Raw genomic sequence first — 22,805 nt, 5'->3', positions numbered from 1 at the left:
GAGAAAGCCAGATTTGACGATAGAAGGCAGCGCGTCAACGAGAACAACAGGTATTTCGGATGTCCATGCGTTCTTTCCCCGACCGGGTTCGCCATACGGTGCTGTTCGAGGTGCTCGGGCTTGCGCTGGTGATCCCCGGCGGCGCCATGCTCTTCAACCTGCCGGCGACGCATATGGGCGTGATCGGCGTCGGCTCGGCCACCGTCGCGACGCTCTGGAACTTCGTCTACAATCTCGGCTTCGACCACGCGATGCTTCGCTTCATCGGACACACCCGCAAGAGCCTGGCGTTGCGCGTGCTGCATGCGCTGCTGTTCGAAGGCGGCCTGCTGGTCCTGCTGCTGCCGCCGATGGCCTGGTATCTCGGCATGGGCCTGTGGCAGACCTTCGTGATGGATCTCGCCATCGTGGTTTTCTACGTGGTCTACGCCTTCCTCTTCAATCTGGCCTATGACCGGGTCTTCCCGATCCCCATGGTGCCGCAAATGGCCGCAGCCTGAGCCTCTTTGCCGCTCTGACCGGCGAAACTCTCCGGTTTCCCCTCTGCGTGCCGGCAGCCTATGCCACGGCAGCCATGGACATTCGCCGGCGATCGTATTTTGATCGAAGCGGAACCACCGGGACGGCCTGCTCCGTCCCGGCCGGGATTGCGTGACGCGGCATCAGGCCGCGCCGGGGAGAAGCGATGACAGGTAAGATCTATGACGGCCCGGGCGCGGCGCTCGAAGGGCTGCTTTTCGATGGCATGACGATCATGTCCGGGGGCTTCGGCCTTTCGGGCAACCCCGAGAGCCTGATCCCGCAGATCCGTGATTCCGGCGTGAAGAACATCACCGTGATCTCGAACAATGCCGGCGCCGACGGTTTCGGCCTGTGGATGCTGCTGCAGACCCGCCAGATCAAGAAGATGATCGCGTCCTATGTCGGCGAGAACAAGCTGTTCGAGCAGCAATATCTCGCCGGCGAGCTGGAGCTGGAGCTGAACCCGCAGGGCACGCTGGCCGAGCGCATCCGCGCCGGCGGCGCCGGCATCCCGGCTTTCTATACCCGGACCGGCGTCGGCACCGTCGTCGCCGAGGGCAAGCCGGTCGAGGAGTTCGAGGGGCAGCTCTATGTCCGCGAAACCTGGCTGCGCGCCGACCTCGCCATCGTCAAGGCCTGGAAGGCCGATACCGCCGGCAATCTCGTCTATCGGAAGACCGCGCGGAACTTCAATCCGAACATGGCAACCGCCGGCAAGGTGACGGTGGCCGAGGTCGAGGAGATCGTGCCGGTCGGCTCGCTCGATCCCGAGGCGATCCACACGCCCGGCATCTATGTCGACCGCGTCATCAAGAGCACGATCAACGAGAAGAAGATCGAGAAGCTGACCGAGCGCAAGAGGGAGGCCGCCTGATGTCCTGGACCCGCGAAGAGATCGCAGCCCGCGCCGCCAAGGAATTGAAGGACGGCTTCTACGTCAATCTCGGCATCGGCATCCCCACCCTGGTGGCGAACTACATTCCCGACGGCGTCAACGTCACCTTGCAGTCCGAGAACGGCCTGCTCGGCATCGGCCCCTTCCCCTATGAGGGCGAGGCCGATCCCGACCTGATCAATGCCGGCAAGCAGACCATCACGGTTCTGCCGAGCTCGAGCTTCTTCTCCTCGGCCGATAGTTTCGCGATGATCCGCGGCGGCCATATCGACCTGACCATCCTCGGCGCCATGGAAGTGGCCGCGAATGGCGACATCGCCAACTGGACCATCCCCGGCAAGATGGTGAAGGGCATGGGCGGCGCGATGGATCTCGTCGCCGGCGTGAAGAAGGTCATCGTCGTGATGGAGCACGCCAACAAGGCGGGCGAATCCAAGGTGCTGGAGCGCTGCACCTTGCCGCTGACCGGTGCTGGCGTGGTCGACCTCATCGTCACCGATCTCTGTGTGATGAGCTGCGCCAAGGAAAACGGCGGCGGGCTGACCCTGGTCGAGCTCGCGCCAGGCGTCACGCTCGACGAGGTCAAGGCCAAGACCGGCGCGCCCTTCACCGTCGCGCCAAGCCTCGCAAAGGCCGCGTGAGCGGGTTCCTTCGCTCCAGGCCGGCGACGACCCCAGCCATGCTGGCCGCGTTCTCGGACGCGGCCACGTTGAGTTCTGCGCTCGCGTTCGAGGCCGAACTCGCACGCGCCGAGGCAGCCGAGGGTCTGATCGGCACCGAGACTGCCGAAACGATCGCGACGCTCTGCGCCACGATCACGATCGACCCCGCCGAGCTGGCGGAAGAAGCGGCGCTCGCCGGCACGCTGGCGATTCCCTTGGTGGCGCGCCTGCGTGCCGCCCTGACCGGCGAGGCGGCCAAGGTCCTCCACAAGGGCGCGACCAGCCAGGATGTCGCCGACACCGTTCTGGCCTGCCAGATCCGTGCTGCGAGCAGCCTGCTCGACCGCGACCTGACGCGCATCACGACAGCGCTGGCCACCCACGCACGACGCCATGCCGTGACCCCCGCCATCGGCCGAACGCTGTTGCAGGACGCATTGCCGATCGGCTTCGGCCTGCGCATCGCGCATTGGCAGGCCGGTGTGGCGGAAGCTGCGAACCGCCTCCGCAGCGAAGTGGAAACAGGGGCGACCTTGCAATTCGGCGGTGCCGCCGGCTCGCGTGCCGGTCTCGCCGGCAAGAGCGCGGCCGTCTCCGCCCGCCTCGCCGCGGCACTTCACCTGCCCGATGCGCCGCCCTGGCATGCCCGCCGTGGCAGCGTTGCCGGGATCGCGACAGCGCTCGCCATTGCGATCGGCGCGCTCGGCAAGATGGCGCGCGACGTCTCGCTTCTCGCGCAGAACGGTATCGGGGAGGCCCGCGAGCCGGCGATTCCCGGTCGCGGCGGCTCATCCGCCATGGCCCATAAGCGCAACCCGACCGGCTGCCAGATCGCGCTTTCGGCCAGCCTGCGCGCACCCGGCCTCGCTGCCGGCATCCTCGCAGGCCTCCCCGCCGAGCAGGAACGCGGCCTCGGCGGCTGGCAGGCGGAAGGCCCGGCGCTGGCCGAGCTCTTCCTGCTCGCCGCCGGCGCGGCCGATGCCATGGCGACGGTCGCGGAAGGGCTGGAGATCGACGAGGCCGCCATCGCCCGCAATCTCGCGGCAGCCGGCCTCGGCAGCGATATCGGCGAGAGCGCAGGCTTGGTCGCCGCTCTGCTCGCGCAAGACGATTGAGGAACGGACGATGCCTTTCGCAGCGAGCAATGACGCCCGCATCTACTGGAAGCTGGAAGGCACCGACGACAAGCCGGCGCTCGTCCTGCTGAACTCGATCGGCACTGATCTCGGCTTGTGGGATGCGGCGATGCCCGCCCTGCTCACCACGTTCCGGGTGTTGCGGCTCGACACGCGAGGCCATGGCGCCTCCGATGCGCCGGGGGGCGACTATTCCCTCGCCCTTCTGGCCGACGATGTCGCCGCGGTCATGGACAGAGCCGGCATCCCGCAGGCCGCGATCGCCGGCGTCTCGCTCGGCGGCATGATCGCGATGGAGCTGGCGCTGTCCCGGCCCGAGCGCGTCTCGGCGCTGGCGCTGATCTGCACCTCCGCCACCATGGACAAGGCAGCCTGGCAGGACCGGATCACCAAGGTCCGCACCGGGGGCACTGCGGTGATCGCCGATCTCGCCATGCAGCGCTTCCTCTCGCCCGCCTTCTCCGCCGGCCAGCCGGCCATCACGGAGAGCGTCCGGCGCAACCTCGTCGCCATGAACAGCGAGGGCTATGCCGGAGCCGGCGCCGCGATTCGCGACATGGAGCTGATCGACCGTATCCCCAGCCTCACCTGTCCGACTCTCGTGGTCGTCGGCGAGCGCGATGCTTCCACGCCCTTCCCCGGCCATGGCGAGAACCTTCTCGCCGCCATCCCTGGCGCGACGCTTGAGCGGCTCGATTGCGGCCATCTCGCGCCGCTCGAAGCCCCCGCCGCGCTTGCCGGCGCCCTGCGCGCCTTCCTCTCGCCCGGCCCTGGCACCGCGGATGCGGCGGAAGCCCTGTTCGAAGCCGGCCTCAAGAACCGCCGCCGCGTGCTCGGCGACGACTGGGTCGACCGATCGCTCGCCAACCGCACGCCGTTCAATGCCGATTTCCAGGCGATGATCACCCGCATCGCCTGGCAGGAGATCTGGAGCCGGCCCGGCCTCGACGACCGCACGCGCCGCCTGCTCGTCCTTGCCATCACCGCGAGCCTCGGCCGCTGGGAGGAGTTCCGCCTGCATGTCCGCGCCGGCCTGACGCGCGGCGGCTTTACCCGCGACGACCTCAAGGAGGTGCTGATGCAGACGGCGATCTATGCCGGCGTCCCCGCCGGCAACACCGCCTTCGCCGAGGCCGCCGCGGTGATGAAGGAAATCGAGGCTGCAGGGTAAGTCGTCTCAGGCCTTCGCTCGGTAATCCGAAGGCGACACGCCCGCCCGCTTGGCGAAGAACCGCGAGAAATAGGCGGGATCGGTGAACCCGAGCCGGAACGAGATCTGCGAGATCGACATCGCGGTATAGACGAGGTCGCGCCGCGCCTCGATCATCAACCGGTCCTGGATGACCCGCGCGGCGGAACGGCCGAGCAGCTCCCGGCAGGAACGCGACAGATGCGGCACGGAGACGCCGAGTTCGCGCGCGTGATCGTCGAGTGAATCATGGTGCTGGAACCGCATCTCGACGCGCTCGACGAAACGGCGCACGAGCCCGGCGCGCGGGTCCTTGGCCGGCTCGCCACTGGCCTTCGCGCCGCGCATCGCCCGCACGAACCAGGAAGCGATGAGATCGGCATAGGCCCCGAGCGAAAACTCGCGCGCCGGCAGGTTGGCGGCAAACTCGCGCATGGCAAGCTGCATCAGGGATTCGAGCATTGTCGCCTGCGCGCCTGACGCAGCCACCGACAGCACGGCCGGCGCCCCGAGCAGCGAACGCGCCTCCGGCTCGCTCTCGAACAGCCGCCTCAGCGAGGTCGCGGCCGCGCTGGCGACGAAACCGTCCGTATCTTCCAGAAACGCGAATTCATGGATGGTCGAGGGTGGCAGCAGGAGGGCCGCGCCCGGCGCCAGCCGATGATCGCGCCCGTCCACGCGCGTCCGCCCCCCGCCCTGCGTGACCAGGAAGAACTGGAAGAGGTCGTGATGCAGATGCGGCTGGATCGTCCAGCCATGGAGCGAGCTGCGCGCCACGATCGGCTCGATATGGAGCGCGTCAGGAAAGCGTTCCGCCAGACGCTCGCCATAGAGCCAATAAGCAGGGACGATGGTTGCGGGCATGCCGAGCTCAGGATCGATTTGTCCAAGACACTGCGCGTTTCCTCCATTCCGTCAACTGCCCGTCAGGGCTTAGCCTCTTCGCGCGGATCGAACGGTGCAAGCCGATCGCTTCGCGGGAGGAAAAAAGAACAATGCGGACGCAGGTCGCCATCATCGGCGCGGGGCCCGCGGGATTGCTGCTCGGGCAGCTCCTGTCGCGCGCCGACATCGACAACGTCATCCTCGAACGGCGCAGCGCCGATTACGTGCTGTCGCGCATCCGCGCCGGCGTGCTCGAACAGGGCATGGTCGACCTCCTGCACGAGGCTGGCGTCGGCGAGCGGCTCGATCACGAAGGCCTCGTCCATGACGGCTTCTCGCTCGCCTTCGGCGGCGCGCTCCATCGCCTCGATCTGAAAGACCTGAGCGGCGGCAGGACGGTCACCGTCTACGGCCAGACCGAGGTCACGCGCGACCTGATCGAAGCCCGACAGGCGCTCGGCCGCCCCACGGTCTACGAGGCCGAGAACGTCGCGCTCCATGATTTCGACGGCGCCGCGCCGCGCCTGACCTTCCAGGCGAACGGGGAGCAGCAGGAGCTGCACTGCGATTTCATCGCCGGCTGCGACGGCTATCACGGCGTCTCCCGCGCCTCGGTTCCGGCGCGCTCCCTGCAAACCTTCGAGCGGGTCTATCCCTTCGGCTGGCTCGGCCTGCTGGTCGACAGACCTCCGGCTGCTCATGAGCTGGTCTACGCCAATCACGAACGCGGCTTCGCGCTCTGCTCGATGCGCTCGGCCGAGCGCAGCCGCTACTATGTGCAGGTCCCGCTCGAAGAGAAGGTGAGCAACTGGTCCGACGACGCCTTCTTCGACGAACTGCGCCGCCGCCTGCCGGCCGAGGTCGCCGAAGCGGTGATAACCGGCCCCTCGTTGGAGAAGAGCATCGCGCCGTTGCGCAGTTTCGTCGCCGAGCCGATGCGTTTCGGCCGGCTCTTCCTGGCGGGCGACGCCGCCCATATCGTGCCGCCGACCGGCGCCAAGGGCCTCAATCTCGCCGCCAGCGACATCCGCTATCTCTTCGACGCCTTTCGCGAGCATTATCGCGAGGGCTCGAATGCCGGGCTCGACGGCTATTCAGCGCGCGCGCTCGCCCGCGTCTGGAAGGCCGAGCGCTTCTCCTGGTGGATGACCAACCTGCTGCATCGCTTCCCGGAGCGTGACGGCTTCGACCAGCGCATCCAGCAGGCCGAGTTCGATTATCTCGTGCATTCGCGCGCGGCGGCGACGGCCGTCGCCGAGAACTATGTCGGCCTGCCCTACTGAAGGCCGTCTTGCCCTTGCGGCAGAAAATTGCGTTGGTGACGACAAGAGGCTTGGCGCCATGGCGGCGACCGGCCCGAAGAGCTAAAGCAGTGCCGAGTCAGGCAGGATCGGGAGGAGATGAAATGACCAAGGGTTTCCTGAACAGATTGCTGCCCGCGGGAGCGCTGGCGCTGGCCGGAGCGCTCACGCTCAGTGCTTCCGCCTGGGCCGATACGATCAAGGTCGGCATCATCGGGCCGTTCTCCGGCCCCTTCGCCCTGCAGGGCAAGAATTTCCAGGCCGGTGCCGAGGCCTGGCTGGCCCAGAACGGCAAGACCGTCGCCGGTCACGATATCGAGCTGGTCTATCGCGACCTGCCGACCGCCAATCCGCAGCAGGCCCGCGCGCTGGCGCAGGAGCTGATCGTCCGCGACAAGGTGCAGTATCTCGGCGGCGTCTACTTCACGCCGGACGCGATGGCGATCACCCCGCTGCTGAAGCAGGGCAATGTCCCGCTGGTGATCTTCAACGCCGCGACCTCGGCGATCATGAATTCCTCGCCGCTGGTCGTGCGTACCTCCTTCACCCTGGGGCAGACCACGACGCCGCTCGGCAAGGCGGCAGTGGAGCGCGGCGTCAAGAAATTCGTCTCGATCGTCAGCGATTACGGTCCGGGCGTCGATGCCGAGGGTGCCTTCAAGAAGGCGATCGAGGCGGCCGGCGGCGAGGTCAAGGAAGCGATCCGCATCCCCCTCAACACCACCGAGTTCAGCCCGATCATGCAGCGCATTCGCGATGCCGGGGCCGAGGGCGTCTTCGCCTTCCTGCCGTCGGGCCCGCCGACGCTCGGCTTCGTCAAGGCTTTCAGCGACACCGGCCTGAAGAAGGCGGGCGTCAAGCTCTTCGCGCCGGGCGACCTGACCCAGGAATCCGACCTGCCGGCCCTGGGCGAGGCGGCAGCCGGCCTGATCACCTCGTTCCACTATGCGGTCTCGCATGAATCGGAGATCAACAAGCGCTTCGTCGCCGCGGGCGAAAAGGCGATCGGCGCGCCCGATCTGCTCTCCTTCCCCGCGGTTGGCGCCTATGACGGGATGTTCGTGATCTCCAAGATGATCGCGGCCACTGCCGGCAAGCAAGATGCCGAGAAGGCGGTCGAGGCGGTGAAGGGGCTCGGCTGGGAAAGCCCGCGCGGCCCGGTCAAGATCGATCCGGAGACCCGCCACATCACCCAGACGATCTATCTGCGCGAAGTCGCGAAGGATGCGCAGGGCCGCTGGATCAACAAGGAGATCGCCAGCGTGCCGGAGCAGAAGGACCCCGGCCTGGCGAAGTAATACCCTCAGCCTGAAACGCGGCGGGAGCATGCGAGCTCCCGCCCCCCGCTCCCGTTCGACGAGGCCCGCAGCATGCAGACCGCGCTGAGCATCGCCATGGACGCGCTGGCCTATGGCATGGCGCTGTTCATCATCTGCATCGGCCTGTCGCTGACCATGGGCCTGATGCGGGTGGTGAACCTCGCCCATGGCGCCTTCGCCATGATCGGTGGCTATATCGCCTCCTATGCGGCGCGCGATCTCGGCCTCGGCTATGCCTTCGCGATCGTGCTCGCCATGATCGGCACGGTCATTATCGCCGTGCCGCTGGAGCGGCTGCTCTATCGCCGCATCTATGATCGTAGCGAGCTCTCTCAGGTGCTGATGACGATCGGCATCACCTTCTGCGTCATCGGCATCACCAACTATTTCTTCGGCCCGACGCTGAAAACCATTCCCCTGCCGGCAGAGCTCGCCCGCTCGGTCGACCTCGGCTTCCGCAGCATCGCCGGCCACCGGCTTTTCGTCATCGCGAGCGGCCTCGTCGTCGCCGGGGGCCTGTGGTTCCTGATCGAGCGCACCGGCTTCGGCATCCATCTGCGCGCCGCCGTCGAGAACGCGCCGATGGCCCGGACGCTCGGCATCCGCACCGAGATCATCTATGCGGCGAGCTTCGCGCTGGCCATCGGGCTTGCGGCCTTCGGCGGCGTGGTCGGCGCCGAGTTCCTGCCGATCGAGCCCTATTACGCGCTGCGCTACATGGTGACCTTCCTCGTCGTCGTCTCGGTCGGCGGCGCGGGCTCGATTGCCGGCGCGCTGGCGGCCTGCCTGCTGCTCGGCGCCATCGATGTCACCGCGCGCTACCTCGTGCCGGATTTCGGCAATTTCTTCTTCTATCTCGCGGTGATCCTGGTGGTCTGCGCCTTCCCACGCGGCCTGATGGGACGGGCGCAGTAGCATGGCGACCGCAACGCCCGTGCCCGCATCCACAGGCCGCACGCTCGGTCGCGACCTTCTCGGCCTCGCCCTGATCGCGCTCGTCGGCCCCGCCGGCTACTGGCTCTTTCCCGACAACCTCGCCTTCCTGACCCGCGTCATCTCGGTCGCGCTGCTCGTCCTCTCGCTCGACCTGATCGTCGGCTATTGCGGCATCGCCTCGCTCGGCCAGGGCGCGCTCTATGGCGCAGGCGCCTATGCCGCCGGCATCGCCTGCGTGCATGGCATCACCGACCCCGTCCTGCTCATCCTGATCGGCGCTGCAGCGGGCGGGGTCATGGGGCTCCTGATGGGTGCGATCATGCTGCGCGCCCACGGCCTGCCGCAGCTCGTGCTCTCGATCGCCATCGTCCAGCTTCTGCACGAGGCCGCGAACAAGGCCTCCTCGATCACCGGCGGCAGCGATGGCCTCTCCGGCATGAGCCCGGCCCCGCTCTTCGGCATCTTCGAATTCGATCTCTGGGGTCGCAGCGCATATCTCTTCGGCCTCGGCCTGCTGCTCATCGTCTTCGCCGGGCTGCGCTTCATCACGCGTTCGCCCTTCGGCATGGTCTGCCGCGGCCTGAAGGAAGACCCGCTCAGGATCAGCGCCCTCGGCATCTACGCCTTCCCGGTTCTGCTCAAGATGTTCGTCATCTCCGGCACTGTGGCCGGCATGGGCGGCGCGCTCGCGGCTATCGCGACGCAGGTCGTCGGCCTCGACAGCGTGAGTTTCGAGGTTTCCGCCAATGCGCTCGTCATGCTGGTGCTCGGCGGCATCGGCCATCTCTATGGCGCGCTGATCGGCACGGTAATCTTCATGGCGCTCGAGCATATCGTCGCGGCGATCAACCCGTTCCACTGGATGACGCTGGTCGGTGCCGTGCTGATCGCCATCGTGCTCTTCGCCCCGCGCGGGCTTTCCGGCACGCTCGATGAACTCGCCCGGCTGCTGACGCGCGACCGCTGGAGGGCCGGCCGATGAGCGCGGTCTTCGAAGTTTCTGGTCTCTCCAAGGCGTTCGGCGGGCTGAAGGTTAACAGCAACATCTCGCTGGCGATGAACGAGGGCGAGCGCCTCGCCCTGATCGGCCCGAACGGCGCCGGCAAGACCACCTTCGTCAATCTCGTCACCGGCCGCATCCCGCCGAGCGCGGGCAGCGTCACCCTCGCCGGCGAGGACATCACGGGGCTTGGCGCTGTGAAGCGGGTGCGCCGCGGCCTCGTCCGCACCTTCCAGGTCACGCGCCTCTTCCCGGACATGACGCCGGAAGAGCATGTCGTCATGACCATCCTGCAGCGGCTCGGCCGCGCGACGCGCATCCTCGCCCGCTTCCACGGGGATTCCGCAGCGACGGACGAAGCCGCCGAAATCCTCGCCACGCTGGGCCTGACCGAGGTCGCCCGCCGCAAGGTCGCGACGATCGCCTATGGCCAGCAGCGCCTGCTGGAGATCGCGATCGCCCTGGCACAGCGCCCCAAGGTGCTCTTGCTCGACGAGCCCGCTGCCGGCGTGCCGTCCAGCGACACGCCGCGCATCGAGGAAGCCTTGGCCCGCCTGCCCGCCTCGCTCGCCGTGCTGATGATCGAGCACGACATGGACCTCGTCTTCCGCTTCGCCAGGCGCGTCGTGGTCCTCGCCGCGGGCGAGGTAATCTTTCAGGGCCTGCCGGCCGAAGTCGCCAAGGACCCCAAGGTCCGCGAAGCCTATCTCGGGAGCTATGCCCATGCCGGCGGCTGAGCTCGATGTCCGCAACCTCAGCGCCGGCTACGGCCAGACCCATGTGCTGGAGGAGGTCTCCTTCGCGGTGCCGGCAGGCGGGCGCCTCTCCATTCTCGGCCGCAACGGCATGGGCAAGACCACGCTGATGGCGAGCCTAATGGGGCTGACCCGCCGCTATGCCGGCAGCATCAGCCTCGGTGGGCAGGATGTCACGACGCTCGGCACGGCGGCCCGCGCCCATGGCGGCATCGGCCTCGTTCCGCAGACCCGCGAGATCTTCAAGGGCCTGACGGTCGAGGAAAACCTCTTCGCCGGATTGAAGGGCCGCCCGCGCAGCGCGATCGAAGAAGCCTATGCGCTCTTCCCGCGCCTCGGCGAGCGTCGCCGCAATCTCGGGTCACAGCTCTCCGGCGGCGAGCAGCAGATGCTGGCAACGGCGCGCACCATCCTCGGCCAGCCCTCTGTCCTGCTGCTCGACGAGCCGCTTGAGGGTCTGGCACCGGTGATCTGCGACATGCTGATGGAGGCTTTCGGCCGCCTCGCCGCGAGCGGCGCGATGACCATCCTCTTCGTCGAACAGCGGCTGGAAAGCGCGCTCGCCTTCGCCGATGACGTCATCATCCTCGAACGCGGCCGGATCGTCTGGTCGGGCAAGCCCAGCGCGCTGCGGGCGGATGCCGACGTGCTCGAACGCTATATCGGCGTCGGCGGGCTGCACTGAGCCGCCGACGCCGGCATTACCTCACACCACCAGATCGAGCGGTGGCACCGGCTCGCCGCGCGAAACATGCTGCATGTTGGCGAACATCCGCTTCACCACTGGCGCGAAATTGTCGGACGCCATGGCGGCGAGATGCGGTGTCGTCACGAGGTTGTCCAGCGTGAGCAACTGGCTGTCCGCCGGCAGCGGCTCGATCTCGTAGACATCCATCGCCGCCCCCGCGATCTCCTTCGCCCGCAGCGCCGTGACGAGATCGGTCTCGTTGACGACGCCGCCACGCGCGCAATTGATCAGCACCGCCGTCTTCTTCATCTTTTTGAGCGCCGCGAGGTCGATCAGGTCCTTGGTCTCGGGCGTGAGCGGGCAATGCAGCGAGACGACGTCGGCCTGGGTCAGGATCTCGTCGATCGACGCATGCTTGACGCCGAGCGCCGCTTCCTCGGCGGCATCGAGCGGCGTACGCTTGCTGTAGAGGATCGTGCAGCCGAAACCCTTCAAGAGCTTGGCGAAATTCTTGCCGATCGCGCCGAAGCCGACAACGCCGACCGTCTTGCCGGAAAGCGTATAGGTGTCGGACGGCAATTGGCCCGTGCGCCAGTTGCCCTTCTTCAGTTCGGCATTGCCATAGGCGATCAGGCGGAGCGTCGAGATCGTCAGGCCGAGTGCGAATTCGGAGACGGCGACCGCATTGGAGCCGGTCGTGCGCGCGACCTTGATGCCGAGCTCCTTGGCCGTTGCGATGTCGATATTGTCGTAGCCGACGCCCCATTTATGCAGCAGCTTCAGCTTCTTCGCGGCCCGCAGCACGTCGCCGGAGACGCCGACCTGGCCGGAGATCGCATAATCGGCCTCGGCAATGATCTCCTTCATGTGCTCGTCGCCGCGGGCGGTGCCATGGGTCAGCACGAAGCCATCAGGCAGGAATTCGCGCAGGCGGTCGGCCCGTTCGGGCGTGGTCATGTCGAGGAGGCAGATGGTCTCGGGCATGGGATGGTCCAGTCGCAGGATCGGTGAAGATATCGGGTCAGATGGTGAAGCGGGCACCGGCGCGGGCGAGCCCGCCGGAGATGGCGACGGGCGTGCCGTCGGCGCGCCAGCAGGCGGCACCGGTCAAGGTGCCGTCCGGGTTGAAGGCGATGGCGTTCATGCCGCCGGCGACGCGCGGCGAGCGCACCACCTTGTGGCCGCGCGCGATCAATGCCTGCGCCACGGCCTCGGGGATGGCCTCCTCGAGTTCGAGCACGTCGCCCTCGGTCCAGACGCGCGGCGCCTCGACGGCTTCCTGCAGGCTCATGCGGTGGTCGATCAGGTTGACGATCGCCTGCAGCGCCGAGGGGAAGATGCGCAAGGCGCCGGGCAGGCCGAGCGCAAAGGCGATCCGGCCGTCCTTCAACGCCATCATCGGCGCCATCGAGGTGAAGACCCGCTTGCCCGGCGCAATCGAGAGCGCGCGGCCGGGATGGGGATCGAAATTGAACATGTAGTTGTTGGCGATCATCCCCGTGCCGGGGATCTGCACGCAGGCGCCGAACAGCCCGTTGATCGTCTGCGTCGCGCTGACGACATTGCCCATGGCATCGGCGACGGTGACATGGGTGGTGTCGGCGGATTCGCCGCCGGAGAGCCCCGCCGTCCAGCTCTTCGCCTGCCCCATCGCGATCAGCGCGCGCCGCTCGTCGGCATAGGCCTTGTCGATCAACTGCGCGACGGGAACCTTGACGAAGGCAGGATCGGCGGTCGCCACGGCACGGTCGGCAAAGGCGATCTTCAGGGCCTCGGCGAGCAGATGCACGGCGTCAGCCGAGCCGAAGCCGAGCGCGCCGATATCGTAGCCTTCGAGGATGTTGAGCATCTGCGTGATATGCACGCCCGAGGACGAGGGCGGCGGCGGCCCGATGATCTCGTAGCCGCGATAGGAGCCGCGGATCGGCTCGCGCAATTCGATCTTATAGTTCGCGAGATCGGCCTGGTCGATCAGCCCGCCATGGCCCGCCATGTAATCGGTCAGCGCCCGCCCGAGCTTCCCGCCATAGAGCGCCTCAGGCCCCTCCGCCGCGATCAGCTTCAGGCTCGTGGCATAGTCGGACTGGACGAGCCGCATGCCCGGCTGAAGCGGCTTGCCGCCCGGCAGCAGCATCGCCGCGAGGCCGGTATCGCGGGCGAGATCGGCGGCATTGTCGGTGATGCAGTTCGAGAGATAGGGCGTGACGACGAAGCCGCGCTCCGCCAGTCCGATCGCCGGCTGGAGAACATCGGCGAGCGTCAGCGTGCCGAAGAGGGCGAGCGCCTCGCACCAGCCCTTGAGCGCACCGGGAACCGCGACCGCCTTGGCGCCGACCACGTTCTCGCGGTCGCGCGTGTCGCGCTGCTTGCCGATCTCGTCAGACAGGCAGTCATACATGTCGGCCGTCGCCTTGCCCGGCGCGGTCGAGAGATTGTCGATCACGACATGGCGCCCGTCGGCGAGGCGGATATGGCTCAGGCCGCCGCCGAGGATGCCGACCATCATCGGCTCGGCCACCGTCAGCGCGAAGAGCGAGGCGACGGCCGCATCGATGGCGTTGCCGCCGGCGAGCAGGATCTGCGCGCCCGCCGCCGAAGCGAGCGGATGATTGGTGACGACCATGCCGCGCGAGCCGCTCGCCGGCTTCTTCTCGCAGGTGAAATCGGCGACGCGCGGGACGGGGACGGGAGCGTTCATGATCGGCCTCTTCAGCCCTTTGCCGCAGCGATGGCGTCGAGCACCATCTTGGTCGCGCCGGAGATGTCGCCGAGCTTCTCGCCCGCCTTCACCCGGGCCTGGCTACGCTCGCCGCGCTCCTGCCGGGCGATGGCGGCGTCGGCAAGCGCCTCGGCCTCGGCGCGCGGCAGCACCAGCACGCCGGATTCGTCGGCGAGGATGACGTCGCCGGCCTTGACCGGGACGTTGCCGCAGGAGATCGGCAGGTTCAGCGTGCCACCGAGATTGTAAAGCCGCGTGGTGATTGGCGACATGCCGCGACACCACATCGGGAAGTCGGAATCCTCGATCTCAGCAAGATCGGTGCAGGGCCCGTCGACGATGCCGCCGACCGCGCCGGCCGCCTTCGCGGCGACCGTGACACCGCCGCCCCAGCAGGCATGCTTGTCGTCGCCGAGACGGTCGACGACGAGGATGTCGCCGGGGCGCAGCAGGCCGAGCGTGTGGTGCAGCAGGGTCGAATCCTGGCCGGGGATCGCCAGCGTCACGGCCGCCGCGGCGATGCGCTTGCCGCGCAGCAGCGGCTGGATGCCGCGATCCATGAAGCCCCAGTGCTGGGAATGGCCGATGGTCGCAGTCTCGACCTTCTGCAGCTTCTCGACCAGCGCCGCCGGCAGCTGCTCGGGCATGGCTTCGATGCGGTAATCGGGCATGGGCGTCTCCTATTTCCCTACGGCACGGGCGACGCCGACCAGGCGTTCGACCACGAGAACGACAGCGAGCGTCGCGACGATGAGCACCACGGACAGGGCCGCGATGAGCGGATCGGTGCGCCCTTCGACATAGCGCACCATCTCGACCGGCAGGGTCGAGGCACGCGGGCCGGCGATGAACAAGGAGATCACCGTCTCGTCGAAGGACAACAGGAAGGACAGGCAGGCGCAGGCGATCAGCCCCGGCGTCGCCAAAGGCAACGTCACGCGGCGCACGACCCGCCACGGTGTCGCGCCGAGCGTGGCGGCGGCCGCCTCGATATCGTCAGGCAGGTTGGCCAGCGCCGTCGTCATCATCCGGATCACGAAGGGCACGGTCACCGTCATATGGCCGAGCACGAGGCCGGGCAGCGTCGCGGTCAGCCGGAGCGGAGAGAAGAACAGCAGTAATGCGAGACCGGTGATCAGCGTGGGCAGCAGCAGCGGCGCCAGGAAGAAGCCGGTCAGTGCCGCCTTCCCCGGGAACTGGCCTTTCGCCAGCGCGAGCGCAGCGGGCACACCAACCACCAGCGACAGCAAGGTCACCACGGCCGCGATCCGCACGCTGAGCCAGAGCGCCGCCAGCAGCGGCCCGTTGCTGGCGAGCTGATTGAACCAGCGCAGTGAGTAGCCCGAGGGCGGAAACAGGATGAAATTATCAGCCGAGAAGGCCAGCATGACGACGACGACGATCGGCGCCAGGATCAGCACATAGACCAGCGCCGCGAAGCTGGAGAGAACGCGCCCCGCCCCGGTCATCGCTGCAGCCTCCGCGCCGCCAGATTGGAGACGACCAGCAGGGCGAGCAACAGGACGAGCGTGTAGATCGCCAGCACCGCTGCGACCGGCCAGTTGGTATTGGTCGTCGCCTGCTCGAAGATCTCGGTCGCCAGCACGAAGACGCGCCCGCCGCCCAAGAGCTTGGGCGTGATATAGGCCGACATCGAGAGGACGAAGCCCAAGCCCGCAGCCAATGCGATCGCCGGCAGGCTGAGCGGCAGGGTAACCCGCCGGAAGGTCCGGAACGGCGAAGCGCCGAGCGAACGCGCGGCTTCCTCCAGCGTGCGGTCGAGCCGGCCGAAGCCGGCGAGCAACGCCAGGATCATATAGGGCATGATGCTTTCGGCGAGGCCGATGGTAACGCCGGTCCAGTTGAAGACGAGCTTCAGCGGCGTCGAGATCAGGCCGAGCGATTGCAGCGTCGTGTTGACCAGCCCGCGATCGCCGAGGATGGCGAGCCAGCCGAAAACGCGCACCACGCCGGAAACCAGCATCGGCATGATCGCGACCACCGCGAGCAGCCCGCGGAAGCGGGAATCGGTACGGAACAGGAAGAGCGAGACGGGATAGGCGAGGCACAGCGCGATCAGTGTCGAGACCGTCGAGAGCCAGAGCGAATTCAGCGTCAGCTCGAAGGTGAAGCTGTCATGGAAGGTGGCGCGCGCGGTCTCCAGCGACCAGGCCTCGACCATCGCGCCGGTCGGCCCGACCTCGTTGAAGGCGTTGCGGAACAGCCCCAGAGACGGCCAGACATAGATGACGAGCAGGAACAGCGTCGCCGGGATCAGCAGCAGCGGCAGGCGGCGCGAGGCAGTCATGACGCCTCGCGCGCGAAGACACGGCTTTCCGCCCGCGGCCAGACGATCGCGACCTCGCTGCCCTCAGTCGGCGCCGCCGAGCCCGACGGCATCTCGACCGTAAGCTGCCCGCCTGTACCCTCGACCAGCACCTCGACATGGTCGCCGACGAAGACGCTGCGCAGCACGCGGCCCGTCAGGCGCGCGGTGTCGCCGCTGGCCGGCTCGGAAACCGGCACGATGCGCATGCGCTGCGGCCGGACGAAGAGATCCGCATTCTCCGCAGCCTCGACCGGCACGGGCTGCTCCCAGACGGTCGCGCGGCCCTGTGCGTCGCGCGCCAGCGGCAGCACATTGGCGCGCCCGACGAACTCGGCCACGAAGCGCGTCGCCGGCCGGTCGTAGATATCCTCGGCGCTGCCGATCTGGGCGATGCGGCCGCGATGCATCACCGCGATCCGGTCGCACATCGTCAGCGCCTCGACCTGGTCATGCGTGACGAAGAGCGTGGTGATGCCGAGCGTGCGCTGGATCGAGCGGATCTCGTGGCGCATCGCGTCGCGCAGCTTGGCGTCGAGATTGGACAGGGATTCGTCGAGCAGCAGCACGGAGGGCTGGATCACCAGCGCGCGGGCCAGCGCGACGCGCTGCTGTTGGCCACCCGAGAGTTCCTTTGGACGGCGCTGCTCCAGGCCACCGAGTCGGACCAGCGCCAGCCCTTCCTGGACGCGCTTCTCGATCTCGGCGCGGGAGGCGCCGCGCTCCTCCAGGCCGAAGGCGATGTTGCGGCCGACCGAGAGATGCGGGAACAGCGCATAGGACTGGAAGACATAGCCCATGTTGCGCTTATGGGCCGGCAGCCTGGTGATCTCGCTGCCGTCGAGCGTCATCGTGCCGCGGTTCGGTTCGATCAACCCGGCGAGCATGCGCAGGGTCGTGGTCTTGCCGCAGCCTGAGGGGCCGAGCAGCGCGACGGATTCGCCCTGCTCCACCGAGAGCGAGACGTCGTCGACCGCGACCGCGTTGCCGTAGCGCTTCTGCAGCCCGGCGAGTTCGAGATAGCTCATCGCCTGCCGCTCAGCGTGCCGCCGCGATGACCTCGCGCCGCCAGCGGTTGTTCCACTGGTCGCGCACCTTCAGGACCTCGTTCCAATCGACCGGGATCATGCGGGCGCGGTTCTCCGGCGAGGCGGCGGTGCGCGCCAGCGCCTTGGCGTCGATATCGGCCTTGGCATTGGTCGGCGCATAGAACATCCGCTCGGTGAAGGCCTTCTGCGGGCCCTGCGACAGCGCATGCGCCACGAAAGCCGCCGCTGCAGCGCGGTTCTTCGAGCCAGCCGTCAAGTTGATGGTGTTGACCTGGAAGACCGAGCCCTCGGGCGGCAGCAGCGCATTGATCTTGCCGCCGGTCTGGTCGGAATAGAGCTGGGCCCGCGCATTCCAGCCGGTCGCGACCTTCGCCACGCCGTTCAGGATCAGCGAATAGCCGTCCGGGTTGGGGTCGAAGGTCTTCACGCCCGGCGCCAGCTCCTTCAGCTTCTTCATCGCGGCGTCGATCGACTTGCGGTAGTCGCCGCCCTCCATCTTCTCGGTCATTGCCGTCAGCGCCAGGCCCTGGATGTTCGGCGGCGCGGCCAGCGCGATATGGCCCTTGAGATCCGGGCGCCAGAGATCTGCGAGCTTGGCGATCTGGGGGCTGAGCGCCGCATCCTGGACGATCACGAGATGGTCGAAGGTCACCGCCGGGCCGAATTCACCGCCGGCCGCGCGCGCCTCCGGCAGGAGCTCGTTCAGCACCGGGAAATCGGCGGGCGTCAGCTTCTCGAACAGGCCCTCGAGATTGCCGATGCTCGAGGTGGTGACGTCCATGATCACCACGTCGGTCTGCGGATCGGCCTTCTGCGCTCGCACGCTGCCGACCATCTGGGCCGAGGAGCCGCCGGGCACGAAGTTCACCTTCACGCCCGGATGCGCCTGCTGGAACGGCTCGATCACCGCCTTGGTGTAATTGTCCTGGAAGATGCCCGCATAGGACATCAGCGTGATCTGCCCCGAGAGCGTCTGCGCCCGGAGAACGGCCGGCATCGCGATCGTGGCGAGGCCGGACTGGATGACGAGGCGGCGGGTGAGCATGGGGAAACTCCTGCTGTGACGCCGCCTCGGGCGGCTGATTGGCGAGTCGTCAGCTCAGGCCGGGATCTTGGCGGCGAAATGGGCCACGAAGCGCGCGACGACATCGCTCAGCTTCTCCGCCAGCTTCGCCCCCGTCTCGGCCGAGCAGAGCGTCGGATCGCCCTTGCCGACGCCGTCATGATAGACCTCGTCGTATTCGTGCGGCACCCCCACTTCGGCGCCGTCGAAGCTCGCGGTGCCCAGGCCCGTGAAGGGCAGGTCGAGGATGGGATCGCGCTTCATCGGCTTGCCGGCCGGGATGAGGTCCTTGCGGATCAACTCGGGGAAGAGGTGCAGGCCGAGGCTGGTCAGCGGGTCGGCGCCATGGCCGGAGACCTTCGCCGACGTCTCGGCGCCGACGATGCCCGGCAGCATGCCGTAGGCGATGCGCCAGAGATAGAGGCTCGGCAGCACGATGCGCTCGCGCTGGTAGAGCTCGCGCGCGACCTCGGAGATCGGGCCGACATTGCCGCCATGACCGTTGATCACGATGATCCGGGTCAGGCCGTTGCGATGCAGCGAGTCGACCATCTCGGCGATCACGGCCGTCAGCGTGCTCTGCGAGATGGCGATGCCGCCGATCATCGGGCCGAACCAGTCCGCCCCGCCATAGGGCAGCACCGGCGCGACCAGCGTGCGCGTGCCGGCCTTGCTCGCCTGCAGCGCGGCAAGCTCGGCGATCTTTTCGGCCAGCAGGTAGTCGCCCATCGGCGCATGCGGACCCTGGTCCTCGTGGCTGCCCATCGGCAGCAGGATCACCGGGTTGGACTGGAGCAGCTCGCGCGCCTCCCCGCCCGTGATGGTGCCCATATGGACGAGAGGATCTGTCTTGGTAGCCATGGCGTGGTCCTTCCTTGGGAAATGCTTGGTTCGTCAGCGCTCGCTGGTGCGCGGGTCGAGGATGTCGCGCAGCGCGTCGCAGAGCAGGTTCATGGCGAGGATCGTCAGGGTCAGCACGGCACAGGGCCAGAGCAGCAGCAGCGGCGCCTGCTCCATGGTCGAGCGCGCCCCGCGGATCATCAGCCCCCAGGACGGTGCCGGCGGCACGACGCCCAGCCCCAGGAAGGACAGCCCGCTCTCGATCACCACGGCGGCGGCGACCGCCAGCGAGAACTGCACCAGCAGCGGCCCCGCGATATTGGGCAGCACGGTGCGGAACAGCAGATGCGACTGCGTGGCGCCGAGCGCCCGCGTCGCCTCGACATAGTCGCGCCCCTTGACCGCGATCACCTCGGCATAGGTCACCCGCGCAAAGCCGGGCAAATAGAGCACCGAGAGCACGAGGATCAGCGTTCCGGCGCCGGGGCCGAGCAGCGTCACCACCAGCAGCGCCAGGAGCACCGGCGGGAAGCACATGATGATCTCGACGCTGCGCACGGTGAGAAAAGCGCCCCAGCTCCGCGCCCAGCCGCCGATCAGCCCGAGCGTGATGCCGACGAGCCCGGCAAACAGCGCCGAGACGAAGGCGACGGACAAGCTGGTGCGTGCGCCCCAGACCAGTCGCGAGAGCACGTCGCGGCCGAACTCGTCGCGCCCGAGCCAGGACCCCGCCATCGGCCCGGCCAGGCGCTGCGCCACATCCTGCTTGACGGGATCGGGCAGCGGCAGCAGGGGTGCCGTCAGAGCCATCAGCAGGATCACGGCGACCACGCCGCCGGGCACCAGAAGCCGTGTGAATCCGCGCAGCCTCATGCGTGCTGCACCCGTGGGTCGATCGCCGCGTGCAGCAGTTCGACGAGGAGATTGATCAGCAGGAACAGCACCGAGATCGTCAGGATGATGCCGACCACCATCGGATAGTCGCGTCCCTCGACGGCACGCAGCAGCGGCGTCGACAGGCCCGGCCAGTTGAAGACGTATTCGACCAGCACGGTCCCACCGAGCAAGGTTCCCATCTGGAGACCCAGCACGGTGACGACCGGGTTCAGCGCATTGCGCAGCACATGCACGACGAGGACCCGTCGCGGCGAAAGCCCCTTGGCCTGCGCGGTCCGGACATAATCATGGGCGAGCGCGTCGAGTGTCGCGGCGCGCGTCATCCGGAACAGCACGGCCGCCAGCCCCTTGGCGATCGCCACCGCCGGCAGCGTCAGGAGCTTGAAATGCTGGGCCGGGTCCTGCGTGAGCGGAACGAAGCCGCCCGCCGGCATCAATCGTAGCGTCTGTGCCAGCAGGAGCACCAGCAGGGTGCCGACGACGAAGACCGGCACCGCCAGCAACAGCGCGGTGATCCAGGAGGCGACGCGGTCGAAGGCGCCGCCGCGATGGACCGCGGCATAGACGCCCGATGGCACGCCGATCACGAGCGCGATCAGGGTTCCCGTCAGGATCAGCTCCAGCGTGCGCGGCAGCCTGAGCGCGATCTCCTGGATGACGGGATAGTCGTCGATCAGTGACGTGCCGAGATCGCCTCGCGCCAGCCCCGCCAGGAAATGGCCGTACTGGACCAGGAGCGGCTGATCGAGCCCGAGCTTCTCGCGCAGTTCCTGCACGGTCGCCGGATCAGGCATGGCGCCCGAGGTCGACAGGAGCAGCTCGGCCGGGTCTCCGGGCACCATATGCAGCGCCAGGAACACGATCGTCGCCACGACCCAGGCCATCGCCAGGGTCAGAGCCAGCCGCCGTCCGAGCCAGGCCGCGCTCATCCGAAATAGGTCTCCTCGAGCTGGTTGCCGGAGGATGTCGAGAGCGCGCCGGGCAGGTTGGTGAAGCCTTGGATGCCCTTGTCCATGCCATAGCCCTGCTGGCGCCAGGCGAGGCCGACGAGCGGCACCTCCTCGAGCGCGGCGCGCTGCATCTCCTTGTAGATCTCGACGCGCTTGTCCTGGTCGAACTCGGCCCGGCCCTTGGCGAGCGCGGCGATGGTGCGCGGCGCATCGACCTTGAAGGAGCGGCCATGCGTCGGCGAGAGCGAGGTGTCGAGCACCACGGTCAATCCGTCCGGATCGTTGTTGTCCGAGGACACCCCGTGGATCGCCATGTCGTACTGGCCGCGCGAGCCGCGGCTCACCCGCGTCGACCAGTCCGGCAATTGCAGCTCCGCCTGGATGCCGATCGCCGCGAGATATTGCTGGACGATCTCGGCAGTGTCCTTGTGCATGCCGAACTGGGCGGTGGCGAGCAGCGTCGTCTGGAAGCCGTTGGCATGGCCGGCTTCCGCCAGCAGCGCCTTGGCCCGGGCCGGATCGTAGTTCCAGCCATGCGCCAGCTCCTTGTCGTACCAGGGCGTGCCCTCGACGATCGGCACGCCTTCGAGCGGCTTGCCGCGCCCGAAGAAGGCGACCTTGACGATGTCCTCGCGCTTCACCGCATGCGCGACGGCGCGGCGCACGCGCGGATCGTTGAACGGAGGTTTCGTGCCGTTGAAGAGCACGTCCATGAACGGCCCCTCCTGGTTGTCGAGCTTGAGGCGTGGATCGGCTTCGACCGTCGCCATCGACTGCCAGGGCACATATTCGATCATGTCGACATCGCCCGAGATCAGCGCGGCGTTGCGCAGGTTCTCGTCGGCATAGACGATGAACTTGATGCCCTTCGCCTTCGGGATGCCCGGCCTGTAGAACTTGTCGAAGGCCGCAAGCTCCACCGAGGTGCCGCGCTCCTGCCCGACGAGGCGGAAGGGACCTGCGCCGATCGGCTCGTTCGGGCTCGATTTCCGCCAGATGACGAAGGTGTTGTAGTTGGCGAACCAGCTCGGCAGCGTCGCCTGCGGCCCCTTGGTGACCAAGCGGACCGTCTGCGGATCGGGAATCTCGACCTTCTCGATCAGCTGGAACTGCGTGCGCATATAGGCGGTCGATTTTTCGCCGGCGATCTGTTCGATCGACCATTTCACGTCATCGGCGGTGACCGGCTCGCCATTGTGGAAGACGCAGCCCTTGCGCAGCTTGAAGACCCAGGCGCCCTCGGGATCGCGCGACCAGGATTCAGCGAGTTCGCCGCGCAGCTCACCCTTGGAATCGTAGGAGACGAGGCTGCGGTTGATCAGCATCTTGACGGTGCCGGCCGACGCCCCCGTCGAGACCCATGGCTGGAGGTTCGGCGGAAAGGCCGACAGGCCGTAGCGGATGATGCCGGCGGCGCGCTGTGCGCTCGCGGGGCGGATCAGGAAAGGCGAGGCCAGCAGCGGGCCGGCAAGGCCGGCACCAAGGACGGAACGGCGAGAGATGGTCATGGGCTGATCCTCTGCTGCTGGGTCCGGCTGTCCGCGGGCTTAAGCCCTGTCGGTTCCCGTCGATGGCGGGAAGGGCGGAGCCGGGCTGATGCGAGCAATAACCGCGCCAGCGATCCGACAAAGCCGCCTGTGCCGGGCCGATCGGCCCGGTCTGCAGCTTCCTGT

At 67.6% G+C, this 22,805-nt stretch carries 23 protein-coding genes; 11 read left to right on the top strand and 12 right to left on the bottom strand.

Annotated features, from left to right (window positions below; all coding sequences use genetic code 11):
- Window positions 1-65 precede the first annotated feature (65 nt).
- The 5 genes from AC1RLU_RS18630 to pcaDC all read left to right on the top strand — a co-directional run bounded on the left by AC1RLU_RS18630 (window position 66) and on the right by pcaDC (window position 4,386).
- A complete protein-coding gene (locus AC1RLU_RS18630) occupies window positions 66-500 on the top strand; it encodes a PACE efflux transporter (RefSeq protein ID WP_492797671.1) in 435 nt (144 codons plus the stop codon).
- Between the two features lie 185 nt (window positions 501-685).
- Complete coding sequence (locus AC1RLU_RS18625; RefSeq protein WP_492797370.1) at window positions 686-1,396, top strand: CoA transferase subunit A; 711 nt, start codon at window positions 686-688, stop codon at window positions 1,394-1,396.
- A complete protein-coding gene (locus tag AC1RLU_RS18620) occupies window positions 1,396-2,058 on the top strand; it encodes a 3-oxoacid CoA-transferase subunit B (protein WP_492797368.1) in 663 nt (220 codons plus the stop codon). Before AC1RLU_RS18625 ends, AC1RLU_RS18620 begins: the two co-directional genes overlap by 1 nt.
- Before the next feature lie 38 nt (window positions 2,059-2,096).
- Window positions 2,097-3,194, top strand: coding sequence for a lyase family protein (locus AC1RLU_RS18615; protein ID WP_492797367.1), 1,098 nt, complete (start codon window positions 2,097-2,099; stop codon window positions 3,192-3,194).
- Window positions 3,195-3,204: 10 nt separating this feature from the next.
- Window positions 3,205-4,386, top strand: a complete 1,182-nt coding sequence (gene pcaDC, locus AC1RLU_RS18610; protein WP_492797365.1) for a bifunctional 3-oxoadipate enol-lactonase/4-carboxymuconolactone decarboxylase PcaDC — start codon at window positions 3,205-3,207, stop codon at window positions 4,384-4,386.
- Between the two features lie 6 nt (window positions 4,387-4,392).
- On the opposite strand, the gene AC1RLU_RS18605 is transcribed toward pcaDC, so the two are convergent.
- Window positions 4,393-5,268 carry a helix-turn-helix domain-containing protein gene (locus AC1RLU_RS18605; protein WP_091862910.1) on the bottom strand — a complete coding sequence of 292 codons (876 nt, stop codon included), beginning with the start codon at window positions 5,266-5,268 and terminating at the stop codon, window positions 4,393-4,395.
- Between the two features lie 131 nt (window positions 5,269-5,399).
- Here AC1RLU_RS18605 and pobA point away from each other — a divergent pair, with 131 nt between their 5' ends.
- The 6 genes from pobA (at window position 5,400) to AC1RLU_RS18575 (ending at window position 11,285) form a co-directional block, all read left to right on the top strand.
- Window positions 5,400-6,572, top strand: a complete 1,173-nt coding sequence (gene pobA, locus AC1RLU_RS18600; protein ID WP_492797363.1) for a 4-hydroxybenzoate 3-monooxygenase — start codon at window positions 5,400-5,402, stop codon at window positions 6,570-6,572.
- 122 nt (window positions 6,573-6,694) lie between these two features.
- On the top strand, window positions 6,695-7,888 hold the full coding sequence (locus tag AC1RLU_RS18595; RefSeq protein ID WP_492797362.1) for an ABC transporter substrate-binding protein: 1,194 nt from the start codon (window positions 6,695-6,697) through the stop codon (window positions 7,886-7,888).
- A gap of 72 nt (window positions 7,889-7,960) precedes the next feature.
- Window positions 7,961-8,824 carry a branched-chain amino acid ABC transporter permease gene (locus tag AC1RLU_RS18590; RefSeq protein ID WP_091862903.1) on the top strand — a complete coding sequence of 288 codons (864 nt, stop codon included), beginning with the start codon at window positions 7,961-7,963 and terminating at the stop codon, window positions 8,822-8,824.
- Between the two features lies 1 nt (window position 8,825).
- On the top strand, window positions 8,826-9,827 hold the full coding sequence (locus AC1RLU_RS18585; protein WP_492797360.1) for a branched-chain amino acid ABC transporter permease: 1,002 nt from the start codon (window positions 8,826-8,828) through the stop codon (window positions 9,825-9,827).
- On the top strand, window positions 9,824-10,582 hold the full coding sequence (locus AC1RLU_RS18580) for an ABC transporter ATP-binding protein (protein WP_492797358.1): 759 nt from the start codon (window positions 9,824-9,826) through the stop codon (window positions 10,580-10,582). The genes AC1RLU_RS18585 and AC1RLU_RS18580 overlap by 4 nt, the downstream gene beginning before the upstream one ends.
- On the top strand, window positions 10,569-11,285 hold the full coding sequence (locus AC1RLU_RS18575) for an ABC transporter ATP-binding protein (RefSeq protein WP_492797356.1): 717 nt from the start codon (window positions 10,569-10,571) through the stop codon (window positions 11,283-11,285). The genes AC1RLU_RS18580 and AC1RLU_RS18575 overlap by 14 nt, the downstream gene beginning before the upstream one ends.
- A gap of 21 nt (window positions 11,286-11,306) precedes the next feature.
- On the opposite strand, the gene AC1RLU_RS18570 is transcribed toward AC1RLU_RS18575, so the two are convergent.
- The 11 genes from AC1RLU_RS18570 to AC1RLU_RS18520 are packed head-to-tail and all read right to left on the bottom strand — an operon-like array spanning window position 11,307 to window position 22,640.
- Window positions 11,307-12,272, bottom strand: a complete 966-nt coding sequence (locus AC1RLU_RS18570) for a 2-hydroxyacid dehydrogenase (RefSeq protein WP_492797355.1) — start codon at window positions 12,270-12,272, stop codon at window positions 11,307-11,309.
- A 37-nt stretch (window positions 12,273-12,309) separates the two neighbouring features.
- Window positions 12,310-13,986, bottom strand: a complete 1,677-nt coding sequence (locus AC1RLU_RS18565; protein WP_492797354.1) for a cephalosporin acylase I — start codon at window positions 13,984-13,986, stop codon at window positions 12,310-12,312.
- 11 nt (window positions 13,987-13,997) lie between these two features.
- The gene (locus AC1RLU_RS18560; RefSeq protein WP_454035424.1) at window positions 13,998-14,678 is read right to left on the bottom strand and encodes an RraA family protein; all 681 of its coding nucleotides are present in this window, start codon (window positions 14,676-14,678) and stop codon (window positions 13,998-14,000) included.
- Between the two features lie 9 nt (window positions 14,679-14,687).
- Window positions 14,688-15,476 (bottom strand): ABC transporter permease, encoded by a 789-nt coding sequence (locus tag AC1RLU_RS18555; RefSeq protein ID WP_492797352.1) that lies wholly within the window; start codon window positions 15,474-15,476, stop codon window positions 14,688-14,690.
- The gene (locus AC1RLU_RS18550; RefSeq protein ID WP_492797350.1) at window positions 15,473-16,315 is read right to left on the bottom strand and encodes an ABC transporter permease; all 843 of its coding nucleotides are present in this window, start codon (window positions 16,313-16,315) and stop codon (window positions 15,473-15,475) included. Before AC1RLU_RS18550 ends, AC1RLU_RS18555 begins: the two co-directional genes overlap by 4 nt.
- Complete coding sequence (locus tag AC1RLU_RS18545) at window positions 16,312-17,361, bottom strand: ABC transporter ATP-binding protein (protein WP_492797349.1); 1,050 nt, start codon at window positions 17,359-17,361, stop codon at window positions 16,312-16,314. The genes AC1RLU_RS18550 and AC1RLU_RS18545 overlap by 4 nt, the downstream gene beginning before the upstream one ends.
- Window positions 17,362-17,371: 10 nt before the next feature.
- Window positions 17,372-18,427: an extracellular solute-binding protein gene (locus AC1RLU_RS18540; protein ID WP_091862873.1), complete on the bottom strand. Its 1,056-nt coding sequence runs from the start codon at window positions 18,425-18,427 to the stop codon at window positions 17,372-17,374.
- A gap of 54 nt (window positions 18,428-18,481) precedes the next feature.
- The gene (locus AC1RLU_RS18535) at window positions 18,482-19,306 is read right to left on the bottom strand and encodes a creatininase family protein (RefSeq protein WP_061966702.1); all 825 of its coding nucleotides are present in this window, start codon (window positions 19,304-19,306) and stop codon (window positions 18,482-18,484) included.
- 33 nt (window positions 19,307-19,339) lie between these two features.
- Window positions 19,340-20,158: an ABC transporter permease gene (locus tag AC1RLU_RS18530; RefSeq protein ID WP_492797347.1), complete on the bottom strand. Its 819-nt coding sequence runs from the start codon at window positions 20,156-20,158 to the stop codon at window positions 19,340-19,342.
- On the bottom strand, window positions 20,155-21,111 hold the full coding sequence (locus AC1RLU_RS18525; RefSeq protein WP_061966704.1) for an ABC transporter permease: 957 nt from the start codon (window positions 21,109-21,111) through the stop codon (window positions 20,155-20,157). Before AC1RLU_RS18525 ends, AC1RLU_RS18530 begins: the two co-directional genes overlap by 4 nt.
- Entirely contained in the window at window positions 21,108-22,640 is a 1,533-nt protein-coding gene (locus tag AC1RLU_RS18520) for an ABC transporter substrate-binding protein (protein ID WP_061966705.1), read from the bottom strand. Before AC1RLU_RS18520 ends, AC1RLU_RS18525 begins: the two co-directional genes overlap by 4 nt.
- Window positions 22,641-22,805 lie beyond the last annotated feature (165 nt).

It is taken from the genome of Allobosea sp. GW822-FHT05A11 (assembly GCF_058800455.1).
The sequence above is the reverse complement of the archived record's forward strand: the minus strand, read 5'-3'. Positions and strand labels throughout refer to the sequence as shown.

Bases quoted from the DNA above. Each gene is read 5' to 3' on its own strand.
- AC1RLU_RS18630 (WP_492797671.1), top strand. From the start codon at position 66: ATGCGTTCTTTCCCCGACCGGGTTCGCCATACGGTGCTGTTCGAGGTG.
- AC1RLU_RS18625 (WP_492797370.1), top strand. From the start codon at position 686: ATGACAGGTAAGATCTATGACGGCCCGGGCGCGGCGCTCGAAGGGCTG.
- AC1RLU_RS18620 (WP_492797368.1), top strand. From the start codon at position 1,396: ATGTCCTGGACCCGCGAAGAGATCGCAGCCCGCGCCGCCAAGGAATTG.
- AC1RLU_RS18615 (WP_492797367.1), top strand. From the start codon at position 2,097: ATGCTGGCCGCGTTCTCGGACGCGGCCACGTTGAGTTCTGCGCTCGCG.
- pcaDC (WP_492797365.1), top strand. From the start codon at position 3,205: ATGCCTTTCGCAGCGAGCAATGACGCCCGCATCTACTGGAAGCTGGAA.
- AC1RLU_RS18605 (WP_091862910.1), bottom strand. From the start codon at position 5,268: ATGCCCGCAACCATCGTCCCTGCTTATTGGCTCTATGGCGAGCGTCTG.
- pobA (WP_492797363.1), top strand. From the start codon at position 5,400: ATGCGGACGCAGGTCGCCATCATCGGCGCGGGGCCCGCGGGATTGCTG.
- AC1RLU_RS18595 (WP_492797362.1), top strand. From the start codon at position 6,695: ATGACCAAGGGTTTCCTGAACAGATTGCTGCCCGCGGGAGCGCTGGCG.
- AC1RLU_RS18590 (WP_091862903.1), top strand. From the start codon at position 7,961: ATGCAGACCGCGCTGAGCATCGCCATGGACGCGCTGGCCTATGGCATG.
- AC1RLU_RS18585 (WP_492797360.1), top strand. From the start codon at position 8,826: ATGGCGACCGCAACGCCCGTGCCCGCATCCACAGGCCGCACGCTCGGT.
- AC1RLU_RS18580 (WP_492797358.1), top strand. From the start codon at position 9,824: ATGAGCGCGGTCTTCGAAGTTTCTGGTCTCTCCAAGGCGTTCGGCGGG.
- AC1RLU_RS18575 (WP_492797356.1), top strand. From the start codon at position 10,569: ATGCCGGCGGCTGAGCTCGATGTCCGCAACCTCAGCGCCGGCTACGGC.
- AC1RLU_RS18570 (WP_492797355.1), bottom strand. From the start codon at position 12,272: ATGCCCGAGACCATCTGCCTCCTCGACATGACCACGCCCGAACGGGCC.
- AC1RLU_RS18565 (WP_492797354.1), bottom strand. From the start codon at position 13,986: ATGAACGCTCCCGTCCCCGTCCCGCGCGTCGCCGATTTCACCTGCGAG.
- AC1RLU_RS18560 (WP_454035424.1), bottom strand. From the start codon at position 14,678: ATGCCCGATTACCGCATCGAAGCCATGCCCGAGCAGCTGCCGGCGGCG.
- AC1RLU_RS18555 (WP_492797352.1), bottom strand. From the start codon at position 15,476: ATGACCGGGGCGGGGCGCGTTCTCTCCAGCTTCGCGGCGCTGGTCTAT.
- AC1RLU_RS18550 (WP_492797350.1), bottom strand. From the start codon at position 16,315: ATGACTGCCTCGCGCCGCCTGCCGCTGCTGCTGATCCCGGCGACGCTG.
- AC1RLU_RS18545 (WP_492797349.1), bottom strand. From the start codon at position 17,361: ATGAGCTATCTCGAACTCGCCGGGCTGCAGAAGCGCTACGGCAACGCG.
- AC1RLU_RS18540 (WP_091862873.1), bottom strand. From the start codon at position 18,427: ATGCTCACCCGCCGCCTCGTCATCCAGTCCGGCCTCGCCACGATCGCG.
- AC1RLU_RS18535 (WP_061966702.1), bottom strand. From the start codon at position 19,306: ATGGCTACCAAGACAGATCCTCTCGTCCATATGGGCACCATCACGGGC.
- AC1RLU_RS18530 (WP_492797347.1), bottom strand. From the start codon at position 20,158: ATGAGGCTGCGCGGATTCACACGGCTTCTGGTGCCCGGCGGCGTGGTC.
- AC1RLU_RS18525 (WP_061966704.1), bottom strand. From the start codon at position 21,111: ATGAGCGCGGCCTGGCTCGGACGGCGGCTGGCTCTGACCCTGGCGATG.
- AC1RLU_RS18520 (WP_061966705.1), bottom strand. From the start codon at position 22,640: ATGACCATCTCTCGCCGTTCCGTCCTTGGTGCCGGCCTTGCCGGCCCG.